13 protein-coding genes are annotated in these 16,873 nt (G+C 69.9%); 7 read left to right on the top strand and 6 right to left on the bottom strand.

Annotated elements, in window-relative coordinates; all coding sequences use genetic code 11:
* Positions 1-3 precede the first annotated feature (3 nt).
* Both AC07OZ_RS04005 and AC07OZ_RS04000 read left to right on the top strand, forming a co-directional pair.
* Positions 4-372, top strand: coding sequence for a hypothetical protein (locus AC07OZ_RS04005; protein ID WP_495465859.1), 369 nt, complete (start codon positions 4-6; stop codon positions 370-372).
* A gap of 53 nt (positions 373-425) precedes the next feature.
* Positions 426-833 (top strand): SCO4402 family protein, encoded by a 408-nt coding sequence (locus tag AC07OZ_RS04000; protein WP_495466483.1) that lies wholly within the window; start codon positions 426-428, stop codon positions 831-833.
* Positions 834-897: 64 nt separating this feature from the next.
* On the opposite strand, the gene hmpA is transcribed toward AC07OZ_RS04000, so the two are convergent.
* Complete coding sequence (gene hmpA, locus AC07OZ_RS03995; protein ID WP_495465858.1) at positions 898-2,085, bottom strand: NO-inducible flavohemoprotein; 1,188 nt, start codon at positions 2,083-2,085, stop codon at positions 898-900.
* Between the two features lie 147 nt (positions 2,086-2,232).
* Here hmpA and norR point away from each other — a divergent pair, with 147 nt between their 5' ends.
* Both norR and AC07OZ_RS03985 read left to right on the top strand, forming a co-directional pair.
* Positions 2,233-3,852 carry a nitric oxide reductase transcriptional regulator NorR gene (gene norR, locus AC07OZ_RS03990; protein ID WP_495465857.1) on the top strand — a complete coding sequence of 540 codons (1,620 nt, stop codon included), beginning with the start codon at positions 2,233-2,235 and terminating at the stop codon, positions 3,850-3,852.
* Between the two features lie 58 nt (positions 3,853-3,910).
* Positions 3,911-5,110 carry a PAS domain-containing sensor histidine kinase gene (locus AC07OZ_RS03985; RefSeq protein WP_495465856.1) on the top strand — a complete coding sequence of 400 codons (1,200 nt, stop codon included), beginning with the start codon at positions 3,911-3,913 and terminating at the stop codon, positions 5,108-5,110.
* 145 nt (positions 5,111-5,255) lie between these two features.
* On the opposite strand, the gene AC07OZ_RS03980 is transcribed toward AC07OZ_RS03985, so the two are convergent.
* From AC07OZ_RS03980 to AC07OZ_RS03965, 4 genes are all read right to left on the bottom strand, one after another.
* Positions 5,256-7,547 (bottom strand): di-heme oxidoreductase family protein, encoded by a 2,292-nt coding sequence (locus tag AC07OZ_RS03980; protein ID WP_495465855.1) that lies wholly within the window; start codon positions 7,545-7,547, stop codon positions 5,256-5,258.
* A 177-nt stretch (positions 7,548-7,724) separates the two neighbouring features.
* Positions 7,725-9,503: a hypothetical protein gene (locus AC07OZ_RS03975; RefSeq protein ID WP_495465854.1), complete on the bottom strand. Its 1,779-nt coding sequence runs from the start codon at positions 9,501-9,503 to the stop codon at positions 7,725-7,727.
* A 16-nt stretch (positions 9,504-9,519) separates the two neighbouring features.
* Positions 9,520-11,034, bottom strand: a complete 1,515-nt coding sequence (locus tag AC07OZ_RS03970; RefSeq protein ID WP_495465853.1) for a TIGR01777 family oxidoreductase — start codon at positions 11,032-11,034, stop codon at positions 9,520-9,522.
* 1 nt (position 11,035) lies between these two features.
* Positions 11,036-11,635, bottom strand: coding sequence for a DUF4166 domain-containing protein (locus tag AC07OZ_RS03965; RefSeq protein ID WP_495465852.1), 600 nt, complete (start codon positions 11,633-11,635; stop codon positions 11,036-11,038).
* Positions 11,636-11,765: 130 nt separating this feature from the next.
* Between AC07OZ_RS03965 and AC07OZ_RS03960 the strand changes: the two genes are divergently transcribed.
* On the top strand, positions 11,766-13,655 hold the full coding sequence (locus AC07OZ_RS03960; protein ID WP_495465851.1) for a sensor histidine kinase: 1,890 nt from the start codon (positions 11,766-11,768) through the stop codon (positions 13,653-13,655).
* Positions 13,652-15,028 carry a sigma-54-dependent transcriptional regulator gene (locus AC07OZ_RS03955; protein ID WP_495465850.1) on the top strand — a complete coding sequence of 459 codons (1,377 nt, stop codon included), beginning with the start codon at positions 13,652-13,654 and terminating at the stop codon, positions 15,026-15,028. Before AC07OZ_RS03960 ends, AC07OZ_RS03955 begins: the two co-directional genes overlap by 4 nt.
* An 18-nt stretch (positions 15,029-15,046) precedes the next feature.
* Here the strand turns inward: AC07OZ_RS03955 and AC07OZ_RS03950 are convergent, their stop codons facing one another.
* A complete protein-coding gene (locus AC07OZ_RS03950) occupies positions 15,047-15,826 on the bottom strand; it encodes an SDR family oxidoreductase (RefSeq protein WP_495465849.1) in 780 nt (259 codons plus the stop codon).
* A gap of 114 nt (positions 15,827-15,940) precedes the next feature.
* On the opposite strand from AC07OZ_RS03950, the gene AC07OZ_RS03945 reads away from it, so the two are divergent.
* Positions 15,941-16,870 carry a LysR family transcriptional regulator gene (locus AC07OZ_RS03945; protein ID WP_495465848.1) on the top strand — a complete coding sequence of 310 codons (930 nt, stop codon included), beginning with the start codon at positions 15,941-15,943 and terminating at the stop codon, positions 16,868-16,870.
* The last annotated feature ends 3 nt before the right edge of the window (positions 16,871-16,873 follow it).

The following is a 16,873-nucleotide window of genomic DNA, read 5'->3' as shown; positions in this document are numbered from 1 at the left end:
CCCATGACCGAACTCATTCTTGAACTCAAAGCCGTGATCTTTCCCATTTCAAAAGCTGATGAGGACGGCGTGTTGGCGCGTCTGATAGAGGTGGCGTCTGCATTGGGCACAGTGACCAAACAGGAATCAATGCCCTACTCAAAACCTTCGGACTCGTTGATGTTGCGCGTCCAGGCCAGGAGCGTCGGGAATGCCGACGAGATGGTCACTGACGTCATTGCCCGTCTGCAAGGAACCGGCTGGATAGTGGAGGGTAATGAACTTGAGTCTGACGCGATATGGTCCCCACGGGAAGCAGTACTGGCGCCAGTGGCACCGGCCCTCACATGGGCCTATGTCCAGGCTTTCCCAATATCTTCCAAATCAGTTTGAGTCACCAATGCCTGCACCGGGTAAAGCCAAGGAGAACTCAGCGATTGAATCCGATGGTCGAGTCGGGGCAAACCATGGGCAAGATTGATTCTCCGGAACAGCGCCATGCGTTGCTTGGCAACCTGTACGCTCTGTCAGACCCGATCTACCAACAGCGGGTCTGGATCGAAGGACAGAAGTGGGGCACGGTTCAGCACGATGAGTTCGACTACGCCGTCCATTTCTTCTTCGACGACTCGACGCTGCGGAATGATCCTGATGGAAACATCGGGTGGATGCTTATCGATGCCACCGAGGCGCGACTCGTGACAGCCGTGATCGATGCCTTCGAGGCCATCTTCCAGAAGTACGGCACCGCGCTCAAGGATTCCCAATACATCGCCCTCCCTGAATGGAGCAGCGTGGTCGACGCGGCGAAGGCCGCGCTGTCAGTCATGCCGGACCGAGACCGAGCGTACTAGCGGTAGGTCACGCGCCGGACGCCGCGTCAAAGGTGCGACGTCCGATGCCGATTGGAGAGCGCTCTCAGGCGCCGACCAGTTCCTCCGCCGGGCCGAAGAACTCGTAGCGGAGCTGCTCCGCCGGCACGCCCAGCGAGCGGCCCGCCCGGTACACCGCCTGCATGAACGGCTTCGGGCCGAGCAGGTACAGGTCGACGTCGCGGTCCTCAGGCAGATGGCGCGCGAGCAGCGCATCGGTGACGTAACCGACCTCGTGCGGCTCGTCGCCGTCGCGCGGCGTGTCGTAGACGTAGAGCGCCTCGACGTTCTCATGTGCCGCCGCGAGCACGTCCACGCGCTCCCGGAACGCATGCACGCCGCCGTGGCGCGCCGCGTGGATGAACCGGATAGTCCGCCCGCTGGCCGCCGCCGATTCGAGCATCGCCATCGCCGGCGTGATGCCCACGCCGCCCGTCACCAGCACCAGCGGTCGCGTGGACTGGGCGTCGAGCGTGAACTCGCCAGCCGGTGCCTGCGCGTGGATGCGGCTGCCGACCGCGGCCTTGTCGTGCATCCAGTTGGACACCAGCCAGCCGTTCTCGCGCTTGATGCTGATGCGGTACCAGGGCTTGCCCGGCGCGTCCGACAGCGAGTAGTTCCGCCGCACCGTCTTCCCGTCGATGTGCAGCACCAGGGTCAGGTATTGCCCCGGATGGAAAGGCGGCAGGGGCTGATCGTCCGCCGGCACCAGGTAGAACGAGGTGATCAATTCGTTCTCGCGTTCCTTGCGCGCAATCACCATCTCGCGCTGACCGCGCCAGCCGCCCGGCAGCGCGGCCGTGGCGGCGTAGACCTTCTCCTCGGCGTCGATCAGCAGTTGTGCGAGGGCACCGTAGGCCTCGCCCCAGGCATCGATGATCTCGTCGGTCGCGACGTCCGCGCCCAGCACCTCGCGGATCGCGGCCAGCAGGCACGCGCCGACGATCGGGTAGTGCTCGGGCTGCACGCCCAGCGCCACGTGCTTCTGGATGATGCGGGGCAGGGCCGGGGCGAGTTCATGGACGCGATCGATGTGGCTCGCGTAGGCCAGCACCGCGCCGGCCAACGCGCGCGCCTGCGTGCCTTCGGCCTGGTGCGCCTCGTTGAAGAAAGCCTTCAGTTCGGGATGTTCGGTCAGCATCGCGCGGTAGAAGTGCCGCGTGATGTCCTCGCCGCGCGACTTCAGCAGCGGCACCGTGGCCTGGATCAGGGCGATGGTCTGGGGCTTGAACATGAGCTTCTGTACTCCGGATTCGTTGAGGATGGCTTCCTCTACTCACGATCCGTGCCAGCGCGATCAGCTTTAAAAAACACTCCTAACTCATTGATATTCATTGTTATCAATCCCATCGACAGATCATGGTTGTCGAAATGACCGAAGATGTGCCGGTGTCGGATTGACAACGCGCAGGTCGAAGTGACTTCAGATTCCCGCTACCGCCAACTGCTCGCCGCCGTGCGCGGCCTCGTCCGCTGCGACGCCGCGGCGCTGCTCCGGCTGTTGCCCGACGAGGTCGTGCCGGTGCTGCAGCCGGTGGCCGTGGACGGACTGGCGGAAGAAGCCCTCGGGCGGCGCTTTCCGGTCGCGGCGCATCCGCGTCTGGCGCGGCTGCTCGACAGCAGTCATGGGCTGCGCTTCCCGTCGGACGCCGGCCTGCCCGATCCGTACGACGGGCTGCTGGAACACCAGCAGGAGCTCGAGGCCGTGCACGACTGCATGGGCGCGCCGCTGCGCGTCGAGGGGCGGATCTGGGGCCTGGTCACGCTGGATGCGATGGACCCGCGCGCGTTCGACGGCGTCGACGACGGCCGCCTGCAGGGCATCGTCCGGTTGCTCGAGGCCGGCATCGTCGCCGAGGAAACCATCGCCGAGATGGCCCGGCGCGCCGAACAGGAACAGGCGATCGCGCGGACCGCGTCGCGCGGCGGATCGCGCGAGCTGCTCGGCCGCAGCGCCGCGATGGTCCGGCTGCGCGAGGAGATCGACACCGTCGCCGGCTCCGACCTCACCGTGCTGATCCTCGGCGAGACCGGTGTCGGCAAGGAACTCGTCGCGGAGCGGCTGCATGCGCGCTCCTCGCGGCGCGACCGCCCGCTGGTGCAGATCAACTGCGCGGCGCTGCCGGAGACGCTCGCGGACAGCGAGCTCTTCGGCCACAAGCGCGGCGCGTTCACCGGCGCCGTCGCGGACCGCAGCGGCAAGTTCGAGCTCGCCGACGGCGGCACGCTGCTGCTGGACGAGGTCGGCGAACTGCCGCTGCCGGTGCAGGCCAAGCTGCTGCGCGTGCTGCAGAGCGGCGATGTGCAGCGGCCCGGCAGCGATCAGGCGAGGAAGGTCGACGTCCGCGTGATCGCGGCGACCAACCGCGACCTGCGCGAGGAAGTCGCGCGCGGCCGTTTCCGCGCCGATCTCTACCACCGCCTCTCGGTCTACCCGCTGCGCGTGCCGCCGCTGCGCGAGCGCGGCCGCGACGTGCTCGCGCTCGCCGGCGGCTTCCTGGAGGAGAACCAGCATCGCCTCGGCGCGCGCAACCTGCGCCTGTCGCCGGAGGCCTCGCAGGCGCTGCTGGCGCACGACTGGCCGGGCAACGTGCGCGAACTGGAGCACCTGATCAGCCGCGCGGCACTGCGTGCCCTGTCGTCGGCCGGGCGGGGCGGGCGGTGGATCGCGATCGAGCCGGCGCATCTGGGACTGGCACCGGTGGGCAAGGTCGTCGGCGCCAACGCCAACGCCGGGCTCGCATCGGTCATTCCTTCCCCTGGCACCGTCGTGGGCGAGGCATCCGGAATGCCCCTCGAGGCTGCTGCCGCGCCGCAGCCGGTCATCGCTACCGGTCTCGGATTGCGCGAGGCGACCGAGCGTTTCCAGCGCCAATGGATCGAGGAAGCGCTGCGCCGCCACGATGGCGCCATGGCCGCGGCGGCGCGCGAGGCCGGCATGGACCGGAGCAATTTCCTGCGACTGCTGAAACGGCTCGGCGTGAAAGCGCCATCGCGATAGAGTCGCCCGCACAGGGCGGTCGGGACTCACGGCACAAGTGGGACGGACAAAGGACGACATGACGGCTGACAGGTCACAGGACGACCTCGCGCCAGGCGAGGTCGACGACGTCAGGCGCCTGCAGCAGGCGGGCGACGCCGTCTACCGCCGGCTGGTCGAGGGCGTGCTCGACTACGCCATCTTCCTGCTGACGCCCGCGGGCCGCGTCGCCACGTGGAACGCCGGCGCGCAAAGCATCAAGGGCTACGAGGCCCGCGAGGTCATCGGCCGCCACTTCTCGGCCTTCTACACGCAGCCCGACATCGACCGCGCCTGGCCCGCGGAGGAACTCAGGCGCGCGCGCGAGCACGGTCACTTCGAGGATGAAGGCTGGCGCGTGCGCAAGGACGGCACGACCTTCTGGGCCAACGTGGTGATCACCGCGATCCTGAACCCCGACGGCGAGCTGCTCGGCTACGCCAAGGTCACCCGCGACCTCACGGCCCGCCGGGAGCAGGAGGCCGAACGCCTGCGCATGGTCGAACTCGTGGACGAAAGCCGGCGGATGACCGAGTTCATCGCGATGCTCTCGCATGAGATCCGCAACCCGCTCGCGCCCATCATGAACGTGCTCTCGATCATGGGCCGCGAGACGCTCAGCCCGCGCGGGGAATGGTGCCTGGCGGTCGCCGACAAGCAGGTGCGCCAGATCAACCGGCTGGTCGAGGACCTGCTCGACGTCAGCCGTGTCACGACCGGCAAGGTGCGGCTGAGCGTCCAGCCGCTGGAGCTGGGCGTGGTCGTCGATGAAGCCGTCGAAGGCATGCGGCCGGCGGCCGACGCGCGCGGACATCTGCTGCACGCGTCGCTGCCCGGCGAACCGATGCGCCTGAGCGGAGACCGCACCCGCTTGATCCAGTTGGTGTCCAACCTGCTCAGCAACTCGATCAAGTTCACGCCGGCGGGCGGGCGCATCGACCTGAACCTGCGCCGCGATGAGGGCGTGGCCGTGCTGACCGTGTCGGACAACGGCATCGGCATGAACGAGGACACGCTCAGCCATGCGTTCGAACCGTTCTCGCAAGGCGAGGAGCACGCGCGCGGGCATGGGGTGCATGGGGCGCAAGGCGTGCCAGGCGGGCTGGGCGTCGGGCTGGCCCTGGTGCGCAGCATCGCGGAGCTTCACGGCGGTTCTTCGTGTGCCAGCAGCGCGGGGACAGGGCAGGGGAGCGTGGTGACGGTGCGCCTGCCGTTGCGCGGCGGCGCGGAGGGGCAATGACTTCGTCACGCCAAGCGCGGGCTCTCCACGAGGCAGGGGGCATCGCGTCCGCGAACCCCCAGCCTCATTCCGGCCCCAGCATCACTCGCTGACTTCAGGTCTTGCGCCGGTCTGGCGTCTTCAGCGACTTCAGCGACTTCAGCGTCTATAGCGACTTCAGCCAGGCCAGCAGTGCGTCGCGGTCGGCCTTGGACAGCTGCTCGAAGCGCTGACGCGACTTCTCGCCTTCGCCGCCGTGCCACAGGATGGCTTCGGTCAGCGTGCGGGCACGGCCATCGTGCAGGTAGCCCACCCGCGTCGAACCGGCCACCTTGTCGGTGTAACCGATGCCCCACAGGGCCGGTGTGCGCCACATCGCGCCGCGCGCCCGGCCTTCCGGCAGGGTGTCCGCCAGGGCCGGTCCCATGTCGTGCAGCAGCAGGTCGGTGAAGGGGCGGATCGTCTGGTCGCGCAGTTCCGCGAATGGATGGTTTCCGCCCGTCTTCATCTCCGCCGTGTGGCAGGCCGCGCATCGCAGCGCGTCGAATACCTTGCGGCCGTTGGCCACCTGGATCGCATCCACGCGATGCTCGTCCAGCGGCGCGACACCCTTCGGGAATCCGCTCGGGAGGCTGCGTTGGGCCGGCACCGCCAGCAGCTGCATGTACTGCGTCAGCGCGGTCAGATCGACTTCCTCGATGCCTTTCTGCGCGGGCGCCCTGCGGCAACCCATGGGGTCCGTCGTGCAACTGCGGTTCGGGTACACCGGCGAGGTCACCGACATGTCGTTCAGCAGCGCGTCGGCCGCCTGATGACGGACGCTGGCCTTGGACGCCTTCCAGCCGAAGCGGCCCAGGCGCGTCGCGCCGGTTTCCGGATCGAAGGCGAAGTTGGCCTTGCCCACCACGCCGTCCTGGTCGGGCGTGGACCGCACCCGGGCCAGGATGTCCGCTTCAGGCACCGCTTCCAGCAGGCCGGCACCGATCAGCGGCTGCGCGGCTCGCGCCGACCACAGCTGCGGAATGGGGCCATCGAAACCGAACCTGGGTCTGCGCAACTCGACCTTCGTGCCGTCCGCCAGCGTGACGGCGCGGGTGTCGAAGCCCGCGACCCTGACGGCATAACCCCCGGCCTCCGGTGCGCCGGACGAGGACATCGCGTTCATCTGGATCGCCGCGCCGTAGAGCGGGTCCGGACGGAGGACGCCGTCGGCGCCCCTCACGGCCACGCGGAAGCTCATCCGGTCCAGGCGCTGATGGACTGCGAACGGTGCCGGCCCGCGGCCGTTGCCGGTGTGGCACTGGACGCAGGTCGCGGCGTTGAAGTGCGGCCCCGTCAGGCCGGCGATGGCGGCCATCGGTTCGTTGCCGGGCTCGACGTGCGCCCCGGTCGCAAAACTGCTGTGGACCGTGCGGCGGCCTTCGACGAAGCGCTGCATGTTCTGCATGCCGATGTTGCCGGCCGGCTGCTGGAACATCCGGAAGCCTTCGTCCGAGTAGTTGTACGAGACGGAGCCGAGGCCGCCCGACAAGGTGGATTCCGGCAGCGGCGCGCTGTTCAGGCGCGGCTGGACGCCGTACCACGGGGTCAGGCCTTGACCGACGACGTAGACCGCCTCGCCGGCGTAGTAGCGGATGCCGCCGTGGTCGTCCCGGGCTTGCATCGCCGTGGCGGTCGTGAACATCGACGGCGCCATCTCGATCGCGTCCCCGACCTTCAAGGGCCGGGCATCCACGCGGGTGCCGTCGGGAAATCCGTCGCCGCCCAGGCCCGCATGTCCCGGGTACGCCTTGATCAGGACCGTGCAGTGATCGGTGCCGGGTTGGCCGTCGGCCGGATAGCCCACCGGCTGGCAGACCGAGCCCGTCGCGTCGAGCAGCTCGCCGTTGTCCATCCAGCCGTAGCCGGTCACGCCGACGCGGTCGAAGGCGCGGAAGAACGCGGTGCCGCCCGGCAGGAAGTCCACCGTCGGGTTGTAGGTGTTGATCTTCAGCGTGGGCCGCGTGACGCCGGCCACGCGGCTGTCGTCGACGATCTCCATGCCCCAGGTGCGGTTCCTGAAGGAGTTCGGCACGAAGCCCAGGTAGGCCCCCCGGCCCTTGTCGACCGGGTGGCCCTGCGCGTCGACGGTCTCGTTGGGGCCAAAGCCGGCCTCGTTCCATTCCTCGCCGCGCTCGCGGGCGTGCTGGCCCACGGCGCGATTGCCGAAGCGCGTGATCAGCGTGCCGTCGGGCAGGGTGAACTGCAGCGTCTCGATCGGCGATCGGGGCGGAAACAGCGGCGCCAGATTCGCGCCGTCGACGGGCGCGAGGAAGGGGGTCGTGACCGTGGTATCGCCCGGCGTCGTGTCCGAGACAGACTGGATGCTGCCGTCATGCGGGCCGTAGACACTCCCGCCGCCGCCGCAGGCGGTCAGCAAGGCGCTGCCCAGGAGGGCGCGGACCAATGCCTTGCCCATCATGGTGACTCCCTCCCGTGCCTGTCGGTGTGATTGGTGATTGGTCCCTCCGGGGGAGGGTCAGGCGGCAGGAGTGTCCCCGCTTGTTTTGCCAGATGGCAAGTTTAAATGTGTGTCGAATTGAAGCAGCGCCAGGCTTGGGTCATGCGCGACTCCTGCGTGGCCGTTCGGGCAGGGTCATGCGTGCGAGACCGCTGCGGGATCCGGCGCCTTGGGTCCGCCGACGGCGCCGAGCGCGCCGCCCCACACGTGATAGAGCGCCTGCAGCACGACGTACTTCAGCATCTGCGTGGTGATGTTGGCGTCCTTCTCGCTGAGGCCGTGCTGCTGCATGAGCGTCGTCGGCAGGCTGGCCACCATGGCGGTCAGACCGCCGAATCCGGCGCTGAGGATGGCGTGGGAGGTCCAGCCGACCTTGCTGGCGAAGACGTCGCCGAGCGCCTCGGGGAAGGTGTCCTTGAGGTTCTTCACGTGCGCGCCGGCGCGTGCCGCGGCGCTGAGGATCTGCTCGGCCGCCGGTTTCTGCAGGTGGTCGAGGCAGGCGCCGAGATCGTCGCGCGCCAGGAAGTGCTGGAAGCCAGCGCGACCGGCGCCGACGTCGAAGTCGTTCTTGATGACGCGCATGCCGCCGCCGCCCACCGGCAGGCCGAAGCCCGGATCGAGGCGGCCGTCCATGGCGGCGCGCTGCTCCGGCTGCCCCTTGAGCTCGTAGTTGAGCATCGCCGGAATGCGCACGAGCCCGTTGCGCGCGACCCCGTAGCTGAGGCCCGCGGCGATCGCGTTGTCCGCGGCCAGGCTGGCCTTGGTCGGCGGATTCGCGCTGGCGATGGGTTCGGGCAACTGCTCGCCTGGCGGGCGGGTGAAGTAGGCGTCGTGGAAGGTCTTGCCCGTGGCGGCGCCGGAGGCGACATCCAGCATCGACAGCGCGAAGCCCATCACCGCGCCGGTGATGAGCGCCGGCACGGCGACCGGCAGGGTGGGCATCGCCTTCATCAGGCCGGCCAGGGTCAGGTCGGCGAGCTTGAGGTTGGCCGGGATCGTCCCGAGGTTGAAGCCGCTGGCCGAGGCCATGCCGTGCATCAGGGCCGTGCCCTGGTCGCGCCACTGCACCTGCTTGAGCACGGCGACGAGGTCGTCGCGGGTATGGATGCCGCGCGACTCCAGCACGGCGGCCTGCTGCGTGGCCAGGCGCTCGAGCGCCGGGATGTCGTCGGGGCTCTTGCGCATCGCGCTGAGCATGTAGGCGACACAGCCGGTGATGTCGTCCGGCAGCTTCTGCGCGAGCGAGCCGATGTCGACGCGCGGGTTGACGTCACGGGGACTCGGCACGGTGGCCGCATGCAGCGACGCGAGGCCGCCCGGGGCACGCGGGCCGGGGTCCGGCACCTCGCGGGGCAGGGGATCGAAGGCGCCGGGCATGCCGCGGGTGAGCTGGGAGATCTCGTCGTGCGTCTCGCGGGGCAGCGCGGACGAGCTGCCGGTCTCGGTGGCGGTGGAACGGCGCTGCTCGGTGATCGAGGGCGCGCCGCCCGTCGTGCGCTGGGCATCGCTGGCCAGTGAACTGCTGCTGACGTTGAGCTGGCTAGTCACCGGCGTCATGGGGATGTGCTCGCCGCTGCCGTGTGCATCGGCCAGCCGGCCGGGACCGCCGGTGCTGTTCGTGGAGGACGTCCGGCTGAGGACCTTCGGCGCTGACTGACGCGGTGGCGTGGACGGCCGCGAGCGGACCGGCGCGGCGTCGGAGCCGCTGTCGTTCTTCGCGGCATCCAGGGATGCGCGCCGCGAGCCCAAGCCCTCGGGCAGGATGTGCTCGCTCGAAGGCGGCTTGGGCTGCGTGTCGATGGCAGTCGGCGTCGCGGGCAGCGTCGGCAGCGCCGGGCTTTGCGGCCCCGACAGCGTTTCGCCCGACGGAGGCGGGACGTTGATCGGGCGGACGGTGGGAATGGTGCTGCTCATGACGTCTTGAATGCCGTTACATCGAGGCGGCATCCTCGGCAGTGCGTCCCTCATCGGAGCGCCACAACCGAACTCCTGCGCGAGGATGCGAAGCAAGATCGCGCAGCGCCGGCTCCAGCAAGGCGAAGCGGTAGGCGTAGCCGCCTGCCAGCGCGACTCTCGGGACGACGCGCTGACCGTCGAGCAGCAAGGTCGACATCTCGCCCGCGAGCCATCTCAACGGCGCCCCCGGCATCCGCATCCAGGCCATGCTGCCGAAGGAGCCGGCGAGCGCCGCCGAGAAAGTCGCCTGCGAGCACAGGTCCGGCGCCACCGCGTTGACGGCGCCGCGCACGTCCGCGCGCCGCAATGCCCACTCGATCATGCCGATCGCGTCGTCGAGGTGGATCCACGGCATCGGCTGACAACCGTCGCCCAGTCGCGCGCCCAGTCCGAAGCGGGCCGCCAGTGCCTGCATCGGATACGCACCGTCCTCGCGGCCGAGGATCACGCCGAAACGCAGCCGCACGACGCGCATGCCCAGCGCCTCCATGCGCATCGCCTCGTGCTCGACGGCGGCACAGAGGTCGGACTGGAACGCGCCCGGCTGGGCAGGCGACTGCTCGTCGCACGTGACGTCCGCCTCCGGCACGCCGTAGAAGCCGACCGCCGATGCGGCCACCAGCACGGCGGGAGGACGCTCCAGTCGCCGCGCCAGCCGATGGAGTTGTTCGGTCAGGCGGGTGCGACTCTCCAGCAGCTCGCGGCGACGGGCGCGGGTCCACGGACGACCGAGCACGCGAGCGCCGGCCAGATGGACGATGGCGTCGATGCGGGTCTCGGCCGCGATGTCGTCGAGCGCGCCGATGACGGCGATGTCCGCGCCGAACTGCAGGCGCGCCTGCTTCGGATCCCGCGACAGGACGATCAGGCGCCGGCCCTGCGCGCGCAGATGCCGCACCAGCGCCTGGCCCACGAATCCGGTCGCACCGGTCACCAGCACCGCCGAGGCAAGACGTGGCACCGGCGGCGCAGGCTGGTCCAGCAGGGCCGCCGTTTCGCGGCCGAGGCGTCGCACGGCCAGCAGGTTGCGCAGGCTCCATCCCCACACCACGACGGCCATGACGGTGAAGAGCCACGACACCAGACCGCGCCCCGCGGGCGCGAGACCGGTCGGCTGCTGCCACCACTCGATCAGCCTCGGGCCCATGAGCCCGAGGAACAGGCCGTAGCAGACCGTCAGCACGGTGTGCAGCCAGCGCTCGAAGGGTGGCAGCTGACGCGTGCGATCTTCTTCCAGGAAGTCGGTCAGCGTGATGACCACCTCCGCGGCGAGCACGGCCGCGACCGCCACCGCGAGTGCGCCGTGCCACGACCACCAGGCGAGTCCGAGGAAGAGCGCGCCATAGAGCGCCTCGCGTGCCGCATGCAGCGCCAGCTCGCGCCGGGCGCCGCGCTGCTGCGGCAGTCGCGCGGCCCATTCGTGGTGCCAGAGGTTGTCGAAAGCGCCGAGCAGCGCCTGGCCGATGAGGACGGCATCGAGGATGTGCATGTCAGGACTCCTGGAAAGGGTCGACGAATACGCCGGTCTGTTGAAAGGTCTGGCCCCAGCGGGCGTGGGTCATGGTCAGGGTGAAGCGGAAGCGGCCGGCGCCGAGGTCCCGGTGCTCGACGCGGCACCGGCCGGGGCTGAGCCACGCCGGCAGACGCACGCGGACGGGTCCGCAGCACCAGAGGTAGTGGCGGCTCTGGAAGACCAGCGCACCGTCGTCTTCGAGGACGTCGAGTGCCATGGCCAGACCGCCGCGGGTGCGTTCGAGCACGCCGGGCCCGGCGGGGTGCGCGCGCTTGACGGACTGGACGACACGCCGGCCCAGTCGGCGCGACCAGACGACGCCGCCGAAGCCGTCGGGCGAGACGGTCACTTCGACCGGCAGGTCCGTTGCGCTGTCGGGCACCAGCGGCCCGCGAAGCGGCCACGCGAGCCAAGCCAGCACGCGGCCCAGCGGCGAGCAGTGCAGGTCCATGCGGCCGACATAGCGGACTGGCTCGGCGTGGGTATCGAAGCGGCGCTGCACGGCGGCCGGCAGTCGCGACCAGGCTTGGGCGCCCATCAGCGCGGGCAGGTCGAGTGGAGCGGGGAGGGCGTTCATGCCCCTTCCATCGCGAGAATCGGGCCACCCTTGATTGCTGCCTAAGTCATTGATTTCATTGAGCACTAACGCAGCAGGTGTCTTCGTCGTATACAGTTGCCGCCCTGTCGACTGTCTACGACGTATACACATGCTGCTGCGGGTGACGATGGGGTTGGCGTTGGCCGAAACGCTGCTGCTGGCGGGCGTGCTGATGGCGTGGGCGGACCGCGTGGCGGGCGGCCGTCTGCTGGCTGCTTTCCTGGTCGGCATCGCGGTCTGGATCACCGGCAACGAGCTGCCCAACTGGTTCGGCTCCGGCGTCGAAACGCTCGCGCTGCACGTGCTGGCGACGGCCCCGCTGGCGTCGGCGGTGTTCTTCCATTTCTGCGTGGTGTTCTGCCGCGCGCCGCTGCGACGCGGCTGGATCACTGCGGCCTATGCGCTCGGCGGCGTCGCGGTGCTGGTATCGCAGGTCCTGGTACCGGCGCACTTCATCGATCACCCGGATGTGGGCCGGCTGGCGCTCGCGGAACCGGCGGCGGTCATCACCAGCCTGTCCTGGGTCACGCTGGGCCTGGGCGGCGTGGGCGTGCTGCTGCACGCGCTGATGCGCCCGCCGGTCGACGGCGGCGGTCCCGCCCGGGGTCAGGTCGCGGCCGTCACGGCCTCGTGCCTGTGGGGCCTGGCCTGCCTGGGCGGTTACGGCATCGCGCTGACGGGCTGGCCGATTTATCCCTTCCCGCTGCTGGCCTTCCCGCTGTACCCGCTGATGCTGGTCTACGGGATCCTGCGCTATGGCGTGTTCGTCGCGAACGCGTGGGCCGGCAAGGCACTGGTCTGGACCTTGCTACTGGCGTCGGGCATCGCGATCGTGGGGCTGATGCCGCTGGTGCTGCCGTTCGAGTCGCGCTGGCTCAGCGGGTTGGCCGTCGCCGCAGGTTGCCTGGCATTGAACGGGCCGGTCCGGCGCTTCGTTCAACGGCTCATCTATCCGGGCGGCGAGGTCAGCGCGCAGGATCTCGGACGCTGGCGCGAGACCTTGCAGTCGGCGGACAACCTCGGGCGGCTGGGCTCGGAAGCCTCCGCGCTGTTGAGCCGGCGGCTGGGCACACCGGTGACGGTGGTCGTGGAGGAAGGGCCCGGGAAGAACGACGGAGAGCGCGTTGGAGATGTCGTCGGGGCGGGGGGGCAGGTCTTGCCGGCACCGACGGACCGCCCCGCGCTGACGATGCGTCGTGACGACGGGTCGTGGACGCCGCGCTGGACCGCCTGGGAGGCGGCCCCGCCCGGGCAGCGGCACGTCGCGGAGCTGTTCGCGACCGTGCTGGCCGACGCGGCGCTGCGCGTCGAGCAGTCGGAGCAGGCCGCGGCCCGCGAGCGCGACCGCCAGATCCAGGCACGGCTGGCCGAACTGGGCGCGCTGGCAGCGACCGTCGCGCACGACATCCGCAATCCGCTCAACATCATCGGCATGGCCGTGGCGATGGCGCCGACGGAAACGCGCCAGGAGGTCGGCACCCAGGTCGCGCGGATCGCGCACCTGACCAGCGACCTGCTGGACTATGCCAAGCCGTGGAAGCTCCAGCGCGAGCGCTTCGAGCTGCGCGCGCTCGTCGAGTCCCTGATCCGGCGTCAGGCCGGCGCCCGGCTGTCGGCGGCATGGCCGTCCGAGTTGTGGGTCGAGGCGATCGATCCCCGGCGCCTCGAGCAGGCGTTGATCAACCTGATCGAGAACGCGCGGGGCGCGTCGGCGGCAGGCTGCGAGATCGATGTGGAGTGGTCCGTACCGTCTCCCACAGCGTCTGCAGGAGCCACAGCCGAGGGCAAGGTACTGCGCCTGCACGTCTGCGACGACGGCGCGGGCGTGCCGCAAGAGCTCCGTGAGCGCCTCTTCGAACCCTTCGCCTCGCGCAGCCCGGGCGGCACAGGGCTGGGCCTGGCGATCGTCGCGCGCATCGCCGAGGCCCACGGCGGGCGAGTCTTCCTGACGTCCCGTCCCCCCTGGACGACCTGCTTCACGCTGGAGTTGCCGCGATGAATTCCTCTTCGACGCCACCGATCCGTGGCCGCGTCCTGCTGGTCGACGACGAACCCGCGTTCCAGCGGCTGGGCGGCGGTTTCCTGCGCAACCTGGGGCACGAGGTCCTCACCGCGGGCGACGGCGAGGAGGCGCTGTCGACCTTCGCGCGCGAGCAGCCGGACCTGGTGCTGCTGGACCTGGCGATGCCGCCGAGCATGGACCCCGAGCAAGGCCTGACCCTGATCCCGCGCTTCAGCGGCGTGCCGGTCGTGGTGCTGACCGGGCATGCCGAGCACGAGCTCGCGCTGCGCGCGGCGGATCTCGGCGCGTGGGACTTCCTCGCGAAACCGATCGATCCGGACCTGCTGCGCTTCGTCGTGGACCGGGCGCTGCGCAAGCGCACGCTCGACACGGAGTTGGCGCAGCTGCGGCGCCGGCAGGACGAGGACTCGATGGGGCTGGTCGGCCAGTCGGCGGCGCTGCAATCGCTGCGGGCGATGATCCGCCGCGTGGCGCCGACGCGGGTCAACGTGCTGGTGCTCGGTCCGACCGGGACCGGCAAGGAGCTGGTCGCGCGGGCGCTGCACGAGCACGGTCCGATGGCCGCCGCCCCGTTCGTTCCGGTGCATTGCGGCGCCTTGTCGGCGGAGCTGCTCGAGAGTGAGTTGTTCGGTCACATGAAGGGCAGCTTCACCGGCGCCTACCGCGATCAGCCGGGTCTGGTGGAGGTCGCGCGCGGCGGCACGCTGTTCCTCGATGAGGTCGGCGAGATGCCGCCGGCGATGCAGGTGAAGCTGCTGCGATTCCTGCAGGAGGGCACCTACATGCCGGTCGGTGGACGGGTGACGAAAACGAGCGAGGTGCGCGTGGTCGCGGCCACGCATCGCGATCTGGAGGCGATGGTGCGCGCCGGCGAGTTCCGTGAGGACCTGTACTACCGGCTCAAGGGCGTGGTGTTGCGCACGCCGGGATTGGCGGAGCGGCGCGGCGACGTGCCGGTGCTGGCGGCGAGCTTCGCGCGACAGCGCGGGGCCGGCATCGCGCCGGGTGCGATGGCCTGGCTCTCGTCGCGGGAGTGGCCCGGCAACGTGCGCGAGTTGAAGGCGGTGGTCGACGCCGCCGCCGCGCTGCTGCTGCCCGGGCAACAGGATGTCGACGCGGAGGCGCTGTCGCTGGCCGCCGGCGAAGTACCGACGGCGACAGCGGCCGCAGCGGGCACGGACGCGGGCGATCGCGGCGGACTGCTCGACCAGGCGATGACGGAGCTGGAGCGCCGACTGATCAGCGAGGCGATGCAGGCCACCGAGGGCAACCAGTCGGAGGCGGCGCGGCGCCTGGGCATCTCCCGAGCCGGACTGATCAAGAAGCTCGGGAGACTCGGGCTGAAGTGAGGCCGGCCGCTCCGCTGCTCAAGCCGCGAAGCCGCCGTCGATCAGCAGGTCCGCACCAGTGACGAAGCCCGCTTCCGGTCCCGCGAGGTAGGCCACCATGGCGGCGATCTCGTCGGCCTTGCCGTGGCGCGGCAGGGCCATCAGGCCGTGCAGGCCGGCGGCAAACTCGGTGTCGGCCGGGTTCATGTCGGTGTCGACCGGGCCGGGCGCCACGTTGTTGACGGTGATGCCGCGCGGGCCGAGGTCGCGCGCCAGGCCCTTCACCAGCCCGACCAGCGCGGACTTGCTCATCGCGTAGACCGCGCCGCCGGCGAAGGGCATGCGTTGGGCGTTGGTGCTGCCGATGTTGATGATGCGGCCGCCCTCGCGCATGTGCTTGGCCGCCGCCTGCGAGGCGACGAAGACCGAGCGCACGTTCACCGCGACGGTGCGGTCGAAGTCCTCCAGCGTGAACTGGTCCAGCGGCGCCACGGCCAGCACGCCGGCGCTGTTGACGAGGATGTCCAGGCGGCCGAAACGCTCGGCGACGCCGTCGATGGCCCGGGTGAGGGCGGCGGCGTCGGTGGCGTCCGCCTTCACGGCGATCGCCTGGCCGCCGGAGGCCTTGATCTCTTCGACCAGCGCTTCGGCCGCGATGGCCGACGACGCGTAGCCGATGGCGACGGTGGCGCCGTCCCGGGCCAGACGACGCGCGGAAGCCGCGCCGATGCCGCGCGAGCCGCCGTGGATGAAGGCGACCTTGCCGGTCAGGGGGGCGTCGGTCTTGCTGCTGGTGGCGGTGTGGGTAGCGGTGCTCATCATGTTTCCTTTCGAAGGAGGGTGGTTGATGAGCTGAACTATGGTTGCCGGCAGCTGATTGCGGTAGTTGGAAAGGAGCGTGTTCAGTTTCAACCGTTGGTATAAGCTGGCGGTATGACGACCGAATTGCGCAGCCACCTCGATGCCTTCATCACCGCAGCCGACGAGGGCAGCTTTTCAGCGGCCGCGCGTCGCCTGGGGCTGACGCCCGCCGCGGTCAGCAAGAGCGTGGCGCAGTTCGAGGCGCGGCTCGGCGTGCGCCTGTTCCAGCGCAGCACCCGGAGCCTGGCGCTGACCACTGATGGCGAGCGTCTGCACGGCCAGGTGCGGCGCCCCTGGAGCGAGATCGGCGATGCCTTGACGGACCTGCGGCAGGGCGCGGGCAAGCCAGCCGGCACCTTGAAGGTCGCGCTGGCGCACACGGTCGGCCGCGAGTACTTCGTTCCGATGATGGATGGCTTCGTGCGGCGCTATCCGGACGTCGTGCCGGACCTGCACTTCGACAACCGCCAGGTCGACCTCGTCGCCGAAGGTTTCGACGTCGCCATCGGCGGCGGCATCGAGCTGACGGACGCCTTGATCGCGCGCGAACTGGCGCGCCTGCGGATCGTGCTGGTGGCGGCCCCCGCCTACCTGGCGGTGAATCCGGTGCCGAAGCACCCGTCGGACCTCGCGCGCCATCGCGGGCTGCTGCGCCGGTCGCTGGGATCAGGACGCCTGGCGCCGTGGGCCCTGAAGAACAAGACGGGCGAGCAGGTGGTGGCGAGCGTCCGTCCGGTGATGGTCCTCGACGACCCGGAAGCGATGGCCCGCGCGGCGGCCAGCGGCGCGGGCATCGCGATGCTGCCGCTGCCGCATGCGCTGCCGCAGCTGGAACGCGGCGAGCTGGTGCGCGTGCTGCCGGCCTGGTATGCCGACGCGCTGCCGCTGTCGATCTACTACTCGAGCCGACGATTGCTGCCCGCCAAGGTGCGGGTGTTCGTGGACCACGTCGTCGAGGAGTTTCGCGCCCGCGGGCATGCGGCGAGGTTCAGCCAAGGCTGAGCC

The sequence above is a fragment of the Roseateles sp. GW821-FHT09G03 genome (genome assembly GCF_059416045.1).
The sequence above is the reverse complement of the archived record's forward strand: the minus strand, read 5'-3'. Positions and strand labels throughout refer to the sequence as shown.